Origin of the sequence: Bradyrhizobium sp. (assembly GCF_004799445.1) — a bacterium.
GTDB lineage: Bacteria > Pseudomonadota > Alphaproteobacteria > Rhizobiales > Xanthobacteraceae > Bradyrhizobium.
The window spans coordinates 14117-29452 of sequence record NZ_SSNA01000052.1; the positions used below are offsets into that span (position 1 = coordinate 14117).

Sequence of the window (15336 nt, forward strand, 5' to 3'; positions counted from 1 at the left end):
CGGGTTGCGTTCCCCGCTAGGTCATGCTCGCATCCGCCGGGCGTGCTTCACCTGGATGATCCGCGTTGCGTTCGGCCAGCGCGCGGATCAGCGATGCCTTGATGCTTGAGACGTGCTCGCGCATCAAAAGCTCCGCGCGCCAGGGTTCCCGCGCGACGATCGCTTCATGGATCCGGTGATGGTCGTCGTGCCGGCGGCGGACGTCGCGATACTCGAACGCCACGATGTTGCGGCTTGACGACATCGGAACGTGATGGCAGATTCGGATCATTTCGCCGAGCATGCGGTTGCGCGCGGCGGCGAGCAGGGTGTCGTGGAAATCACCGTTGATTCCGCGATAGATCGTGAGATCTCCGGCTTCGAACGATCCGCGCTCCAGCAGTTTGTCGCCGGCCGCGAGGCTGCGCTCGATCACCGCGTTTTCTTCCGGGCGCAGCCCACGCTCCGCCGCAAAGCGCGCCGCGACGCCTTCCAGCGACGCGCGGATGTCGTAGGCATCCATGATGGCGGGAAGCGGAAATTCGCGCACGGTGAAGCCGCGGTTCGGCGCATAGTCCAGCAGGCCTTCGCCGGCGAGCGCCTGTAGCGCCGCGCGCACCGGGGTGCGCGACACCGCCAGGTTTCGGCTGAGCTGGACCTCGTTGAGCCGTTCGCCGGCACCCACCGTGCCGCCGAGAATGGCCTCCCGGATCAGGTCCATCACCGACAGCGCGCGGTTACCGGCCCGCGATCCGCCCGCGGTCTCCGGCATGGTTCGGTCAGCCTGATCCGTCATCACGATGGGTCTGCCTTTCCCAATAAGTGAATACACTTTACTGGGCCGCGTTGGCAACTCAAGCATAATTATGATCATAAACCGGCGCTTTGGCATGCCTCAGTAACAGCCACAGCGCGGAAATGATAAGCAATCGGCATAAGTGTATGTAATTTAGGTTGACTCATTCGTCCGCCCGACGAACCATGGGATACCCAATCGACAGAAGGTAGCGCGCGTTCAATGGCGAAAGCGAATTCAACGATCAGCGAAAACGCCATTGAACTGATCACCGCGGATCGGGGTCCGCATTACGAGCCGTTCGGCTGGCACCATTGGCCTGAGCATCCCTGGCTTTCCTACCAATTCCGTCGTGGCCTGGGCGAGACCCAGGAGGGCGGCGGCAGCGCCAGCGAAGTGATGCAGGCCGCATCGCGGATGATTCCGGGCGACCTTGAGAGCTGGCACGCCGAATGGATGCGGATCGCCGATCGCAACTGGCAACGCGGGCTCGCCGAGGAGGCATCGGGCCATATCCGAACCGCGATGAACTGTTTCCTGCGTGCGGCGGACTATTACCGCCAGGCCGAATTTCACCTCGAACCTGACGATGCGAGACGGTTGCCGACCTTTGAAAAGATGGAAGCCTGCTCGCACAAGTTCATCGCCTATCTCAATCCGCCCGGCGAGGTGGTGGAGATTCCCTACCAGCCGGGCAAGCCGATCTGCGGCTATTTCATTCGCGCGCCGTTTCCCGGCGGCAAATTGCCGGTGCTGATCTGCATGGGCGGACTTGATTCCATCAAGGACGAGATGTGGTTCATGCAGGCGCATGGCTGCCTGCAGCGCGGCATTTCGGTGCTGATGATCGACGGGCCGGGGCAGGGCGGGACGCTGCGGCGGCACGGAATCGTCACCCGCGCCGACAGCGAGGTGCCGATCGGCAAGTGTATCGACTGGCTTGAGCGACGCGCCGACGTCGATTCCCGGCGTATCGCGGTGTGCGGCTCCAGTCTCGGCGGCTACTACGCGGCGCGCGCCGGCTGCTACGAACCGCGACTGGCGGCGGCGATTTCGCACGGCGCGATCTGGTCGGTGCACGACATGTGGGGCACCAAGGGTGACGATTTCGGTCTTGCCATGCATATCCGCTGGGTGTTCGGCACGAGCTCGATGCGCGAGGCCCATGAGCTGATGAAGCCGTTCACGCTCAAGGGGCATCTTGAGAACATGCGCTGCCCGTATCTGGTGATGCATGGTGGCCACGACGTGCTGACCGTGACCGCGGCGCGAAATACCTACGACTATGCGATGGCGCATGGCGTCGACGCGACGCTGCGGGTGCTCGATCCCGAGGAGACCGGCGCCGAACATTGCCAGCACGACAATCCGACCATCGGCCAGGAAGTGCTGGCCGACTGGCTCGCCGATCGCTTCGGCATCGACCAGCGGGCATTGCTGAAGACATCCTTCAATTCATTGATATGAGGCGTACCATGAATCTCGGTGTCGATCATCCCAGGGCCGCCGTGGTGGCCATCGACCTGCATCGCGGGCATCTCGACATGGCGGTGGCCACCATGCCGACCGCGCCCGACGTTGCGCTCCGCGTGATCGCAGCCAACAAGCGGCTGTTCGACTGGTGCCGCGGCGTCGGCATTCCCGTGATTCATCTGGTGACGTCGTATCGCGACGCCGATGAAATCCGCGCCAATCCGTTCTGGCGTACCTGCGCCGAAGATCCCACCGCGACGCGCAAGAACGCGATGCGGCACAATATCATCGGCGGACCCGGCTGCACGGTGATGCCGCAACTGCTCGACGCCGGCGACTTCATCGTCAATACCAAGAAGCGCTATGACTGTTTCCTCGGGACCGATCTCGATTTTCTGCTGCGCTCGCACGGCATCAACACGCTGCTGATCACCGGGGTCAACACCAATTCCTGCGTGCTGGCAACGACGACGGCCGCGAATGTGCGCGATTACGCGGTGATCGTGGTCGAGGACTGCGTCGACAGCATGGACGGGCCTGAGCTGCACGCGGCGGGGCTGGCCTGCATCCGCACGGCTTTCGGCTTTGTGATGGATACGGACGCCGTGATGACGCTCGAAGCGCTTGCCCCACCCAAGAGCAGTGCCGCATGACGATTAAAGTTTCTCAACCGACCTGAAGAGTACCCGCCATGACCGGCCCCATGATCCCGCGCGAGCGAAGCGACTATTCCGCCATCGTCGACCGTCCGGCGCTGAAGCTGCCGGGCGACGCCCGCATGGTGATCTGGACCATCGTCAATCTGGAAGTGTGGGATATTTCGAAGCCGATGGCGCGACAGGTGATTCCGGCGCCGACCGGCATTCCCTTGTTGCCGGATGTGCCGAACTGGAGCTGGCATGAATACGGCATGCGCGTCGGCGTGTGGCGGTTCTTCGATCTCTACAAGAAACTCGGCATCGCACCGACGCTCTCGATCAATGCGCGGGTCTGCGAGGATTACCCGCGCGTCGCACAACAGGCAAAGGACGCCGGCTGGGAGTTCATGGGCCACGCCTATGAGCAGGGGCCGATTCACAAGGAGCCGGACCAGAAGGCGATGATCGAGCGTTCGATGCGCGTGATCGAGGGCTTCACCGGCAAGCGGCCGGTCGGCTGGCTTGGACCCGGCCTGACGCAAACGTTGGAGACGCCGGAGTTTCTCGCCGAAGCGGGCGTCAAATATATCGGCGATTGGGTCTATGATGATGAGCCGACGGTGATCCGTACCGCCAAGGGGCCGCTGGTGACGCTGCCCTATACGGTGGAGCTGAACGATATTCCCATGATGATGGTGCAGCACCACGAAAGCGATCATTTGCTCAGGCGTTCGATCGACTGTTTCGATCGTCTTTACGCCGAGAGCAAGGACCGGCCGAAGATCATGTCGATTGCCATCCACCCCTACATCAGCGGCCAGCCGTTCCGGATCAAGTTTCTGGAAGCGATTTACGACTATGTGAACAAGCACGACGGCGTGGTGCACTGGAACGGCGAGCAGATTCTCGACTGGTATCAGGCCCAGACCCTGCAGCCGGGAGCAAGGGCATGAGCGCGATACCGCAGCGCGCGCTGCCGGCCATTCCCGTCACCGAAGTGGCGGTGGCGGGCGGCGGTTTCTTTCCGGTCCGCCGCGTCTATTGCGTCGGCCGCAACTACCTCGACCACATCCGCGAGATGAAGGAGGCCGACGAGCGCGATCCGCCGTTCTTCTTCCAGAAGCCCCGCGACGCCATCGTGCCGGACGGCGCGGCCGTGCCATATCCGCCGTTCACGTCCGACTTCCAGTTCGAGGTCGAATTGGTGGTGGCGATCGGCCGCGGCGGCCGCAATATCGCAGTGGCCGATGCAAACAGTCATATCTGGGGTTACGCCGTCGGCATCGATCTGACGCGGCGCGATCGCCAGCGCGACGCGCGCGATATGCGTCTGCCCTGGGAAGTCGGCAAGAGTTTTGATGTGTCGGCACCTTGCGGCGCGATCGCGCAAGGCTGCGATCCCGCACAGTTCGGGCACTGCGCCATCACGCTTTCGGTCAACGGCGCCGAGCGCCAGCGCGGCGACACCGGTCAGATGATCTGGAGCGTTGCCGAAGTGATCGCGCAATTGTCCAGGCAGGTCACGCTCGCCGCCGGCGACCTGATTTATACCGGCACGCCCTCAGGCGTAGGCCCGGTCGTGCCAGGCGATCTGATTACGGCTCACATCGACGGCTTGCCGCCGCTCACCATCACCATCACGCCACCGGAGGCATGACCATGTTGCCCACCGAACGCATCGTCTATTCCCCGATCTCGGACCGCCCGCCGCTGCAACTGCCGAACGGCGCCCGCATGGCGGTTTGGGTGATCGTCAATGTCGAGGAGTGGGACGCCAAGCTCACCATGCCGCGTACCGTGCTCACGCCGCCGGCCGGCGGTTCGCCCACCCCCGACATTCCGAACTGGGCCTGGCACGAATATGGCAACCGTGTCGGCTTCTGGCGCCTGCTCAAGGTGTTCGACGAGTTCAAAATTCCCGGCGTGCTCGCCATCAACGGCTCGGCGCTGGCCGCCTATCCGCCGATCGTTGCGGCTGCGAAGGCCCGCCACTGGGAATTCATGGGGCACGGCTTTACCCAGCGCAACATGCAGAAGGTCGAGAACGAGCGCGAGGATATCCGCAGGACCGCCGACGTGATCGAGGCTGCGACCGGAAAACGTCCGCGCGGCTGGCTCGGACCGGGTCTCACCGAGACCTGGGAAACGCCGGACCTGTTGAAGCAGGAAGGCTATCAATACGTCGCCGACTGGGTACTGGACGATCAGCCGGTCTGGCTCAAGACCACCACCACCCCGATCGTCAACATTCCCTACACCCAGGAATGCAACGACGTCGCCATGATGCTGATCCAGCATCACAAGGCATCGGAATATTACGATCGCGCCATCGACCAGTTCGAGCAGATCTACGACGATGCCGCCGATTCCGCCCGCATCATGGCGCTGGTGATCCACCCCTACATCATGGGCGCGCCGCATCGCACGCGATATTTCCGCCGCATCTTCGAGAAGATCCGGCAGAAGCCTGACGTCGCCTTCATGACGGGAGAACAGATCCTCGACTGGTATCTCGCCACGGGACCGAGAGCGCCTTAAGGCACCGATGAACACCTTTCAGCTTCTCAACGGACTGACCTTCGCCGCCCTTTTGTTCGTGGTGGCGAGCGGCTTTACGCTGATCTTTGGATTGCTGCGCATCGTCAATCTGGCGCATGGCGCGCTTTATCTGTTCGGTGGTTATATCGGCTTTGCGGTGGCGACCAAGACCGGCAGCTTCGTGCTCGGCGGCCTCGGGGCGATGGCGGCGATCGCGGCGATCGGCTTTGTGCTCGATCAAGGCCTGCTGCGTTTTGTCCGCGGCAATGAGCTGCGCCAGGTTCTGCTGACGCTTGGCTTTGCCTTCGTTCTCAATGATCTGGCTCTGGTGATCTGGGGCGGCGACAGTTTCACCGTGCCGATCCCGCAGATCCTTCGCGGCGGCATGCGGGTGCTCGGCGTGTTCTATCCGACCTACCGGCTTTTCGTGCTGGTCACCGGCATTGTCGTGTTCGCAGCGCTTTGGGTGCTGTTGAACCACACGCGGCTGGGTGCGCTGATCCGGGCCGGCGTCGACGATGCCGAGATGGTGGAGGCGTCGGGAGTGAATATCCGCAGGGTCTTCCTCGTCACCTTCCTGCTCGGCTCGGCGCTGGCCGGTCTAGGCGGCCTGATGGGCGGCGCGTTTCTGTCGCTGTATCCTTCGGCCGATGCCGAGATTCTCGTGTTCAGCCTTGCGGTCGTCATTATCGGCGGTCGCGGCAGCCTGGTCGGCGTCGGCGTCGGCAGCCTTCTGGTCGGCCTTCTCAATACGCTGGGTCAGGTCATGTTTCCGGAGTTCGCCTATTTCGTGATCTTCGGTCCGATGGCGGTGCTGCTGGCGTTTCGGCCGCTCGGCCTGTTCGGACGGGCGGTCTCGGCATGACGCAAGCGACGTCGCAGCCAATGAAGATCGCCGGCATGACGCCCCGTGCAGTCGTGGTCGCTTTGGTCGTGCTGGCGGTGGCGGCCGCGCTGCCTCTGGTGCTCACCAACTACCAGGTCGGGCTCGCCACCGAGATGCTGATCTTTGGCGTGCTGGCGATGTCGATCGATATTCTCGCCGGCTTCGCCGGGCGCACCTCGCTCGGTCACGGGGCGATCTTCGGTGTCTCCGGCTATGTCGTCGTCTATGCGACCGCGCAGGCCGGACTGCCGCCGCTTCCTGCCTTCGCGCTCGGCGTGATCGCGGCGACGCTGGTCGCGGCGATCTTTGCCCTGCTCGCGGTGCGCACGTCGGGCGTCTACTTTCTGCTGCTGACATTGGCGCTCGGCATGATCGTGTGGGGAATCTGCCTGCGCTGGACCCAGGTGACGGGCGGCGAGAACGGCATGCGCGGCGACGTCCGGCCGCCCTGGCTGGTGACCCACCAGGCCTTCTACTGGGCGGTGTTGGCAGGTGCGGCGGTGGTGAGTTACGCGATGTGGCGGTTTGTCCGCTCGCCGTTCGGCCTGACCCTGCTCGGCATTCGCGACAGCGAAAGCCGCATGCGCAGCCTCGGCTACAATGTCCCGCTGCACCTGTTCATCGGCTTTACGGTGTCCGGCTTTTTCGCCGGAATTGCCGGCGCGCTTTATGCGATGTTCAACAACTTCGTCAGCCCCTCGACCGTGGCGCTGGCGCAGTCGGTCGAGGGTGTGTTGATGATGATCGCCGGCGGCGTCGGCTCGCTGTTCGGCGGCTTTGTCGGGGCGGCTGCGATCATCGCGCTTGAGAATGCCGTCAGTGCCTACACCGAGCGCTGGCAGATGGTACTCGGTGTTACCTTCATCCTGATCATGATTTTCGCCCCCGAGGGCATCATCGGCACGCTGCGCGCCGTCCTGACGCGCAAGCAACGTTGATCGTTTCCACGAAAGGATATTGAAATGGACCGCAGGCAATTCTTGAAGACCTCCACCGCCGCGTTCAGTGCCGCCGGTGCAGCTAGCGCGCCCTGGCGACGCGCATTCGCGCAGGCGGGCCCGATCAAGATCGGCCTGTTGGCTCCGCTCACCGGCGTGGTCGCCTCAGGCGGCAAGGAAATGGTCGAGGGCGTGCAGTTCTATCTCGATTCCGTCAAGAACGAGATCGCCGGCCGCAAGGTCGAACTGGTGATCGAGGACGACGCCTCCAATCCGGACACCGCCCTGCAGAAGGCGCGCCGCCTGGTCGAGCAGGGCAATTGCCACATGCTGATCGGAGACCTGCTTGCCAATACCGGGCTTGCGGTTGCCAATTACGTCAAGGGAACGGGCACGCCTTATTTCATCCCGATCATTGCCGCCGACGACCTCACCCAGCGCCAGCGCATCAGGAACGTGATCCGGGTCGCCGGCTATTCGGCCAGCGCCTTTACTCATCCGTTCGGCGACTGGGCGCTGAAACAGGGCTACAGGAAAATCGCTACCATCAGCCAGGATTACACCTTCGGCCACGAGCAATGCGGCGGTCTCGCGCAGGTATTTACCGAAGGCGGCGGCCAAATCGTGCAGCAGTTCTGGCATCCGCTGAACACCGCCGACTTCAGCCCCTATCTTGGTCAGCTTGCGGATCTCAAGGTCGACGCGATCTTCGCCATGGAGACCGGCGCCGACGCCACCCGCTTGATCCAGCAATATGCAAGCTTTGGCCTCAAGGGGAAGATTCCGCTGCTCGCGGCGATGAACGGCACCGACCAGTCGGTGATCCGCACCCTCGGCGAGGAATGCGACGGCATCATCGCCGCCGCCCACTTCGCCGAGGGTTCGGACAATCCGGTCACCCAGAAATTCACCAGGGAGTATGAAGCCAAATACGGCAAGATCCCCTCGCTCTACGGATTCTCGATGTATTCCGGAATCATGTGGGTGGCCGAAGCCCTGGAAAAGATGGGTGGCAAGGTCGAGGACCGCGAGCTGCTGATCGACACCGTGCTGAAGACCGAACTTACCGGCTCGCCGCTGGGCAAGACTGTCAGGCTCGATGGCTACGGCAACCCGATCTACGACGTCCAGATACGGAAAGTCGTCAAACGGGCCGACGGCAAATACTGGAACGTCCCGGTGACGAGCTATCCGAACGTTTCGCAGTTCTGGACCTACGACCCCGAGACCTACATGAAGCAGCCGCCTTACTCGCGGGCCTTCCAGGGCATCAAGAAGACCTGATTTGGCCTTTGCGGGACGCGGGTCTTGTTCCCGCGTCCTCTTACCGGAATTTGCCGTGTCCGAGCCGATCCTGACGTTGTCCGATGTGGTCGTTGCGTTCGACGCCTTGCGCGCGGTCGACGGCGTCAGCATGACCGTCCCGCGCGGCCAGCGCCGCGCCATCATCGGCCCCAACGGCGCCGGCAAGACCACGCTGTTCAACGCCATCGCCGGAATGCTGCCGCCGACCGGCGGCCGCATCGCCTTCGACGGCCACGATGTCACGAGGCTGCCGCCGCACCGGCGCGCCCAGCTCGGGGTGTCCCGCACCTTCCAGATCACCAATCTGTTTCCAAGGTTGAGCGTGCAAGACAATATGGTGCTGGCGCTGCGCGGGCGATCGCCACGCAAATTCTCGCTGTTCGGCACACCGGATGTTGATTCGGCCGAGGCGCAGCAGATCGCGGGAGCGCTCGACGCAGTGAGGATCGCGGCACGCGCCGATGTCGCGGTGAGGGATCTGTCCTATGGCGAACAGCGCCAGCTCGAGATCGCGCTGTCGCTGGTGACCGCGCCGAGGCTGCTGCTGCTCGATGAACCCGCTGCCGGCCTCTCGCCTTCGGAGCGTTCGATGGTCGCCGGGATCATCCGTTCGCTCGATCGCGACATCACGGTCGTGCTGATCGAGCACGACATGGACCTGGCGCTCGGCCTCGTCGATCTCGTCACCTGCATGTTTGAGGGCCGCGTCCTGGTCGAGCAGCCGCCGGACGAGATCCGCCGCAACAAGCAGGTGCAGGAAGTCTATCTGGGGCGCCCGCGCCATGCTTGAGGTTCGCGATCTTCACAGCGGCTACGGCGAGGCGCATGTGGTCCGCGGCGTCTCGCTCGACGTCGGAACGGCCGAGATCGTCGCCGTGCTCGGGCGCAACGGCATGGGCAAGACCACCCTTATTCGTTCCATCATGGGCCTGACGCCGCCGCAGATCCGCTCGGGCTCGATCACATGGCGCGGCGAGAGCCTGGTAGGCTTGCGGCCGCACGACATCGCCGCGCGCAAGATCGCCATCGTGCCGCAGGGCCGCCGGCTGTTCGCGTCGCTGACGGTCACCGAACATCTGACGATGCTGAAAAGCGCGCGCGCCAAAACGGGGTGGACCGTGGAGCGTGTGTTCGGCATTTTTCCGCGGCTCGCCGAACGGCGGCATCACCGCGGCGGGCAATTGTCCGGCGGCGAGCGCGGCATGCTCGCGGTCGGCCGGGCGCTGATGGTCGATCCACAATTGATCCTGATGGATGAGCCTTCGGAAGGCCTCGCGCCGGTCATGGTGCAGCACCTTGAGGAAATCGTGCTCGGTCTCAAGCGCGAAGGCTTGTCGATCCTGCTGGTCGAACAAAACCTCTATAGCGCGCTCGCGGTCGCCGACCGCGTCTATGTTCTGGAGACCGGTCAGGTCGTGCACCAGGGTGACGCCGCGACCCTGACGCGGCAGCCCGAGCTGTTGTTTCAGCACCTCGGCGTGCAGTGAAGGCTGTCACCGAATCGATCCGCGTCAACGATCTGACATCGTGCCAGCGCCGAACGAGCCGCGTTCAATCAAACAAAGTCGGAGTCGATCAATTGAAAGCGGTCCAACCGCAGATCCGGCCGATCGGTGTCGAAGTCACGCATCTGGACCAATATCGGCGGCCGGAACCGGTCGGGTAATGCCAGTCCCGGAAGGCTGGGAAGGCTTTTGTTGACGCCCGCGTAGACAAAAATCCGATGTTTCCAGAAGCGGCACGCGGCGCGAACCAGTTTGTGGACCGCGCTTGATGTGACCACGGCGCCGGGTCGAGCAAAAAAGCCGCAGAGCAGGGCATGCCTGATACCCCTGGTCCTGCGCGACGAGGAGATCAAAAGCAAATCCGCCGTGGCATGAACGGCGTAGTCGCGGGTTGGATCGTTCATGCGGTCGTACAGGGTCTCGGCATCCCAGTGCGGCCCATTCTCGCTGGCCGGGGTGACGAAGTCCGACAATAGATCGACCGCCTCGTGCCTTGGCATCGATTTGAGGCGGCCTGAAAATTTCAGATTTGAAAGCCGTGGCCGCCAAAATCCGACGCCTACGCGAGGCGGCAGCGTGAGAAAGGGCCGCAGCTTGAGCAGGCGTTCATTGAGCCGCGCCGAGTTCGCATTCGGCAGAGTGAGGACCAGGCGGATCCTCCCGGCCTGGCAAAGGCGCTCAACCTCCTGGTAGATGCGGCGGACCAGTTGCGGAGAGCGGTAGGCCCGCAGGATGAAGAGGTCGACGAGCTGGATTGCCGCGACGGGCTTGCCGTCCAGATAGACCGTCTGATGAAGCAACGCGATTTGACCGACCTTCTTGTCGCCGTCGAAGGCGGCCACGATCGCGCTGCCCCCGCCGAAGCCGCTTTCGTAAAGCCATTTCATCCGCGATGCGGAAAAAACCACTTCCTTCGACTCGAACGCCTCGGTCGCAATGCGGGCCGTGATTTCGTAATCGACAGATTTTTCTTCCGAAACCGTCATCATCAAATGGACTTGCCCCGGCGCACGGCAATTTGCGCGATATCCGGCTCCCATCATAGCCAAAAGCCGGTCTCTTGCGAGGCCAAGATGCAGCTACCATCTGATATCCGAAGGAATTGACCATGCTGGATTTTACCCACGATACATTCGACGAGGACACTTCGCAGCCGCGCGCCAGCCGGGCGGCCCCGGCCAGCGATCAAGCCCTGCTCGACGCCTATTCGAACGCCGTCATCGGCGTGACCGAACGTGTCGGTCCCGCGGTGGTCCGTGTTGAAACCGGGTCAAAGGCACCGGGCGCGCGCGAGCGCGGCGGGCTGGGCTCCGGGATCGTGATCTCGCCGGATGGCCTGGTGTTGACCAACAGCCACGTGGTCGGATCGTCGCGGCAGATCAGGCTTCGCGATATTGAGGGCATTGTCACCGATGCCCGCGTCCTCGGCGTCGACCCCGACACCGACCTCGCTTTGCTGCGCGCCGACGGTGCGCGGGACCTGCACTATGCCTCGCTCGGCAACTCGCAAGATCTGCGCCGTGGCCAGCTTGTGGTGGCGATCGGCAATCCCCTCGGCTTCGAGTCGACCGTCACCGCAGGCGTGATATCGGCGCTCGGCCGCTCGATCCGCTCGGTGAGCGGCCGGACCATCGAGGACGTCATTCAGACCGATGCCGCGCTCAACCCCGGCAACTCCGGCGGGCCGCTGGTGTCGTCGTCGGCCGAGGTAATCGGCATCAATACCGCGATCATCAGCGGCGCGCAGGGCATCTGCTTTGCGGTCGCCAGCAATACCGCGCAATTCGTGCTCTCGGAGATCATCCGCCACGGCTATGTCAGGCGCGCCTATATCGGGGTGTCCGGTCAGACGGCGCCTGTGCCCAGAAGGCACGCGGTGGTCGCCGGCGTCGAAAACAAGATGGGCGCGCTATTGGCGCAGATCGAGCCGGAGGGTCCTGCGGCGCGGGCCGGGCTATTGCCCGGCGATGTCGTGATCAAGCTCGACGGCGTCGGCATCAATGGCGTCGACGATCTGATTCGCGTGCTCGATCGCGATCGCATCGAACGCACCGTCGAAATGGATGTGCTGCGGATGGGCCGGCTGCGGGCCATCGACATCCATCCGATCGAGCGCAAGCCGTCGGCGCGACAGGGGTCGGTGCCGTAGGACGTTCGGCTTGCGATCCCGCTGATGTCGTGGCCGGGTTTTGGCATGTCCGCTCCCCGGAACGGACATGGCACCCCGGACGCCAGGCGCCAGCTTATGACTTCCGTGTCCCCCAAGCAGGGTGCTAGAGTTTTACACCGATCCTTGGTCATCCGGGGAACGGGGGCGAAACGATTCGCCCGCTGTATGGCTCTGTTGGTTGAAGAATGCTTGACGCGCCCTGACTGCAATCAATAAACGGCGCGCATTATGTCCGGGGGGATTTCATGTCTGATCATGAAGGCGTGCGTCGACGCGACGTCCTGAAAAGCATCGGCATTACCGGGGCCGCGGTCGGCATAGCGACGACTGCCGCGCCGCTGGCGCCTGCTGAGGCGCAAGCGCAAGCGGCGCCGCACGCCCACACCCATCCACCGGAGCGAAACGGCGAAGGTGCCGATATTTTCCGCTATTTCACACCGCCGGAAGCCGCAGTGATCGTCGCACTCGTCGACACGCTGATACCCAAAGACGATGTCGGTCCCGGTGGCGTGGAGGTCGGCGTGCCGATTTTCATCGACCGCGAACTGGCCGGCGCCTATGGCCGCGGCGCCCGCATGTTTCTCAACGGTCCGTTCGGTGAAGGCACGCCGCAACAGGGCTATCAACTTCCGTTGCCGCCCGCCGATCTCTACCGCGTCGGCATCGCCGATCTCAACGCCTGGTGCTCCAGGACACGGGACGGAAAGACATTCGACCAGCTTTCGACGGCCGATCGCACGGCCGCGCTCAAGGCGCTCGAAGCCGGGCAGGCGGAATTCGCGCAAATCCCGTCACGTACTTTCTTCAGCATCCTGCTGCAGAACACCATGGAAGGATATTTCGCGGATCCGATGTATGGCGGCAATCGCAACAGCGCGGTGTGGGCGATGATCGGATTCCCCGGCGCCGTCGGTATGTATGCGGACCTCATCGAACAATATCGCAACAAGCAATACGTCGCTGCGCCGAAATCCATCCGGGACCTGAGCTGAGGGAAAACGACCATGTCAACGAAGCTCAAGGCTGCCGACATCGTCATCGTCGGTCTCGGCTGGACCGGCGGCATTCTGGCCAAGGAGCTTGCCGACACCGGTCTTTCGATCGTCGTGCTCGAGCGTGGCAAGCCGCGCGATACCAATCCTGATTTCATGTATCCGAATGTTCACGACGAACTCAAATACGCACAGCGCCACGAATTGATGCAGGACGTCTCGCGCGAGACGCTGACCTTCCGCAACAACTCGAGTCAGACCGCGCTGCCGATGCGCCAGCTCGGCTCGTTTCTGCCCGGCGAGGGCGTCGGTGGCGCCGGCGTGCATTGGAACGGCGTGACGTGGCGCTGGCTGCCTTGGGATCACGAACCGGAAAAGATGACGCTGGCGCGTTACGGCAAGTCCGCCATTCCGGAGGGCATGCAACTGCAGGACTGGGGCGTCTCCTACGACGAACTTGAACCTTACTACGACAAGTTTGAGTATCTGTGCGGGGTCGCCGGCAAGGCCGGAAACCTCGCCGGCAATAAAATTGACGGCGGCAATGTATTCGAAGGCTCGCGCAAGCGCGAATATCCCAATCCGCCGATGATCCAGTCGTATCCGGGCCAACTGTTCGAGAAGGCGGCGCGAACCCTTGGCTATCATCCTTTCCCCGGGCCATCGGCCAACATGTCTCAGCCCTATATCAATCCGGACGGCGTCGCGTTTGGCGCGTGTCACTATTGCGGCTATTGCGAGCGCTTCGGCTGCGAAGTGAACGCCAAGGCGAGCGCGCATTTCACGGTGATTCCGCTCGCCGCGGCGAAAAAGAATGTGGAGATACGCACCGACTCGCGCGTCATGAAGGTCAACCTCGATGCCGCCCAAAAGCGCGCCGAGAGCGTGACCTATCTGGACGCAGCCGGTCGCGAGTTCGAGCAGCCGGGCGGCCTGGTGGTCCTGGCCGCCTATGCGCTCGGCAATGTCCATCTGATGCTGCTGTCGCGGATCGGCAAACCCTACGACCCCGCGACCGGCACCGGTGTCGTCGGCCGCAACTATGCGTACCAGATCGGCAGCGGCGCCAACGTCTTCTTCGACGAGAAAACGTGGATGAACCCGTTCATGGGCTCCGGTGCGCTGAGCATGAACATCGACGACTTCAACACCGGCAGTTTCGATCACCTCAAGGAAGGCTTCATCGGCGGCGGCGGCATTTCGACGCCGAGTGCAGGCGGACGACCCATCGGCTTCCGGCCGGTGCCGCCCGGCACGCCGGCCTGGGGCACCGATTGGAAACGCGCGGTCGTGCGCCACTACAACCACACACTCGCCATCAACAACCAGGGCAGCGTGATGGGCTATCGCCAGAACTATCTCGATCTCGATCCGACCTATCGCGACCGCTATGGCCGGCCGCTCATGCGCATGACCTTTGACTTTCAGCAAAACGAGCAGAAGCAGGCGAACTTCCTCGCCGACGTCTGCGTGAAGATCGGGGAGGCGATGGGCGGCGAGCGCGTCGCGCGGCGCGGAGCCCCGCAGCGCTACAGCATCGTGCCGTATCAGAGCACACACAATACCGGCGGCGCGGTACTGGGAACCGATCCGACCAGGAGCGCGCTTAATCCATTTTCACAGACCTGGGACGTGTCGAACGTGTTCGTCACCGGCGCCTGCTCCTTCCCGCAGAATGCCGGCAAGAACCCTACCGGCCCCGTAGCTGCACTGGCCTTGAGGACCGCGGATTCGATCAAGCGTTATCTGAAGAATCCGGGACCGCTGGCACCGGCTTAGGGCCGCTCGGGTATTGGCGTCGACATCAACGGCGTTGACGATCTAATTTGTGCGCTCGTCCGTGACCGGATCGAGCGCAAGCCGTCGGTACGGCAGGGGTCGATGCTGTAAACGCTGTCCGCTTGGCGGAGCATCATGAAATCAGAGTATGATTCCATAACTTCAAAGTGGTTGACGGACGTCCGCTTTGATACGCATCCCGGACTCAAGTCGGACGTCGTGCGAGGTCCGAAAAGTGCCATAAGCGGTCATTTCTCAGCAGGTCACTTAACTAGGCGGTGGCATCCGATGACGGTAAAGCGGGCGATCGCGGCGACCGCCTGACGCATTGCTGACG

15 protein-coding genes are annotated in these 15336 nt (G+C 63.1%); 13 read left to right on the top strand and 2 right to left on the bottom strand.

All coding sequences use genetic code 11. From position 1 onward, the window contains the following. Positions 1 to 16 precede the first annotated feature (16 nt). Positions 17 to 751 carry a GntR family transcriptional regulator gene (locus E8A46_RS05475; protein WP_291558455.1) on the bottom strand — a complete coding sequence of 245 codons (735 nt, stop codon included), beginning with the start codon at positions 749 to 751 and terminating at the stop codon, positions 17 to 19. Positions 752 to 997: 246 nt separating this feature from the next. Between E8A46_RS05475 and E8A46_RS05480 the strand changes: the two genes are divergently transcribed. Genes E8A46_RS05480 through E8A46_RS05525 form a run of 10 tightly spaced genes read left to right on the top strand, consistent with a single transcriptional unit; the run spans position 998 to position 10040 of the window. After that, positions 998 to 2242: an alpha/beta hydrolase family protein gene (locus tag E8A46_RS05480; RefSeq protein ID WP_291558457.1), complete on the top strand. Its 1245-nt coding sequence runs from the start codon at positions 998 to 1000 to the stop codon at positions 2240 to 2242. Positions 2243 to 2250: 8 nt separating this feature from the next. Next, a complete protein-coding gene (locus tag E8A46_RS05485) occupies positions 2251 to 2901 on the top strand; it encodes a cysteine hydrolase (RefSeq protein ID WP_291558459.1) in 651 nt (216 codons plus the stop codon). A gap of 38 nt (positions 2902 to 2939) precedes the next feature. After that, on the top strand, positions 2940 to 3839 hold the full coding sequence (locus E8A46_RS05490) for a polysaccharide deacetylase family protein (RefSeq protein ID WP_291558461.1): 900 nt from the start codon (positions 2940 to 2942) through the stop codon (positions 3837 to 3839). Then, on the top strand, positions 3836 to 4543 hold the full coding sequence (locus E8A46_RS05495) for a fumarylacetoacetate hydrolase family protein (RefSeq protein ID WP_291558463.1): 708 nt from the start codon (positions 3836 to 3838) through the stop codon (positions 4541 to 4543). The genes E8A46_RS05490 and E8A46_RS05495 overlap by 4 nt, the downstream gene beginning before the upstream one ends. Before the next feature lie 2 nt (positions 4544 to 4545). After that, the gene (locus E8A46_RS05500) at positions 4546 to 5424 is read left to right on the top strand and encodes a polysaccharide deacetylase family protein (RefSeq protein WP_291558465.1); all 879 of its coding nucleotides are present in this window, start codon (positions 4546 to 4548) and stop codon (positions 5422 to 5424) included. 7 nt (positions 5425 to 5431) lie between these two features. Further along, complete coding sequence (locus E8A46_RS05505) at positions 5432 to 6289, top strand: branched-chain amino acid ABC transporter permease (RefSeq protein WP_291558467.1); 858 nt, start codon at positions 5432 to 5434, stop codon at positions 6287 to 6289. Then, positions 6286 to 7248 (top strand): branched-chain amino acid ABC transporter permease, encoded by a 963-nt coding sequence (locus tag E8A46_RS05510; RefSeq protein WP_291558469.1) that lies wholly within the window; start codon positions 6286 to 6288, stop codon positions 7246 to 7248. Before E8A46_RS05505 ends, E8A46_RS05510 begins: the two co-directional genes overlap by 4 nt. Before the next feature lie 24 nt (positions 7249 to 7272). Continuing rightward, entirely contained in the window at positions 7273 to 8532 is a 1260-nt protein-coding gene (locus E8A46_RS05515; protein ID WP_291558471.1) for an ABC transporter substrate-binding protein, read from the top strand. 55 nt (positions 8533 to 8587) lie between these two features. After that, a complete protein-coding gene (locus E8A46_RS05520) occupies positions 8588 to 9343 on the top strand; it encodes an ABC transporter ATP-binding protein (protein ID WP_291558473.1) in 756 nt (251 codons plus the stop codon). After that, a complete protein-coding gene (locus E8A46_RS05525) occupies positions 9336 to 10040 on the top strand; it encodes an ABC transporter ATP-binding protein (RefSeq protein ID WP_291558476.1) in 705 nt (234 codons plus the stop codon). The genes E8A46_RS05520 and E8A46_RS05525 overlap by 8 nt, the downstream gene beginning before the upstream one ends. Positions 10041 to 10108: 68 nt before the next feature. On the opposite strand, the gene E8A46_RS05530 is transcribed toward E8A46_RS05525, so the two are convergent. Next, complete coding sequence (locus E8A46_RS05530) at positions 10109 to 11047, bottom strand: GNAT family N-acetyltransferase (RefSeq protein WP_291558478.1); 939 nt, start codon at positions 11045 to 11047, stop codon at positions 10109 to 10111. Positions 11048 to 11166: 119 nt separating this feature from the next. On the opposite strand from E8A46_RS05530, the gene E8A46_RS05535 reads away from it, so the two are divergent. The 3 genes from E8A46_RS05535 (at position 11167) to E8A46_RS05545 (ending at position 14999) form a co-directional block, all read left to right on the top strand. Beyond that, entirely contained in the window at positions 11167 to 12207 is a 1041-nt protein-coding gene (locus E8A46_RS05535) for a trypsin-like peptidase domain-containing protein (RefSeq protein ID WP_291558479.1), read from the top strand. Between the two features lie 266 nt (positions 12208 to 12473). Next, on the top strand, positions 12474 to 13220 hold the full coding sequence (locus E8A46_RS05540) for a gluconate 2-dehydrogenase subunit 3 family protein (RefSeq protein ID WP_291558482.1): 747 nt from the start codon (positions 12474 to 12476) through the stop codon (positions 13218 to 13220). A gap of 12 nt (positions 13221 to 13232) precedes the next feature. Continuing rightward, entirely contained in the window at positions 13233 to 14999 is a 1767-nt protein-coding gene (locus E8A46_RS05545; RefSeq protein ID WP_291558484.1) for a GMC family oxidoreductase, read from the top strand. The last annotated feature ends 337 nt before the right edge of the window (positions 15000 to 15336 follow it).

Bases quoted from the DNA above. Each gene is read 5' to 3' on its own strand.
- E8A46_RS05545 (WP_291558484.1), top strand. From the start codon at position 13,233: ATGTCAACGAAGCTCAAGGCTGCCGACATCGTCATCGTCGGTCTCGGC.
- E8A46_RS05510 (WP_291558469.1), top strand. From the start codon at position 6,286: ATGACGCAAGCGACGTCGCAGCCAATGAAGATCGCCGGCATGACGCCC.
- E8A46_RS05535 (WP_291558479.1), top strand. From the start codon at position 11,167: ATGCTGGATTTTACCCACGATACATTCGACGAGGACACTTCGCAGCCG.
- E8A46_RS05490 (WP_291558461.1), top strand. From the start codon at position 2,940: ATGACCGGCCCCATGATCCCGCGCGAGCGAAGCGACTATTCCGCCATC.
- E8A46_RS05525 (WP_291558476.1), top strand. From the start codon at position 9,336: ATGCTTGAGGTTCGCGATCTTCACAGCGGCTACGGCGAGGCGCATGTG.
- E8A46_RS05500 (WP_291558465.1), top strand. From the start codon at position 4,546: ATGTTGCCCACCGAACGCATCGTCTATTCCCCGATCTCGGACCGCCCG.
- E8A46_RS05515 (WP_291558471.1), top strand. From the start codon at position 7,273: ATGGACCGCAGGCAATTCTTGAAGACCTCCACCGCCGCGTTCAGTGCC.
- E8A46_RS05485 (WP_291558459.1), top strand. From the start codon at position 2,251: ATGAATCTCGGTGTCGATCATCCCAGGGCCGCCGTGGTGGCCATCGAC.
- E8A46_RS05480 (WP_291558457.1), top strand. From the start codon at position 998: ATGGCGAAAGCGAATTCAACGATCAGCGAAAACGCCATTGAACTGATC.
- E8A46_RS05505 (WP_291558467.1), top strand. From the start codon at position 5,432: ATGAACACCTTTCAGCTTCTCAACGGACTGACCTTCGCCGCCCTTTTG.
- E8A46_RS05475 (WP_291558455.1), bottom strand. From the start codon at position 751: ATGCCGGAGACCGCGGGCGGATCGCGGGCCGGTAACCGCGCGCTGTCG.
- E8A46_RS05495 (WP_291558463.1), top strand. From the start codon at position 3,836: ATGAGCGCGATACCGCAGCGCGCGCTGCCGGCCATTCCCGTCACCGAA.
- E8A46_RS05530 (WP_291558478.1), bottom strand. From the start codon at position 11,047: ATGATGACGGTTTCGGAAGAAAAATCTGTCGATTACGAAATCACGGCC.
- E8A46_RS05540 (WP_291558482.1), top strand. From the start codon at position 12,474: ATGTCTGATCATGAAGGCGTGCGTCGACGCGACGTCCTGAAAAGCATC.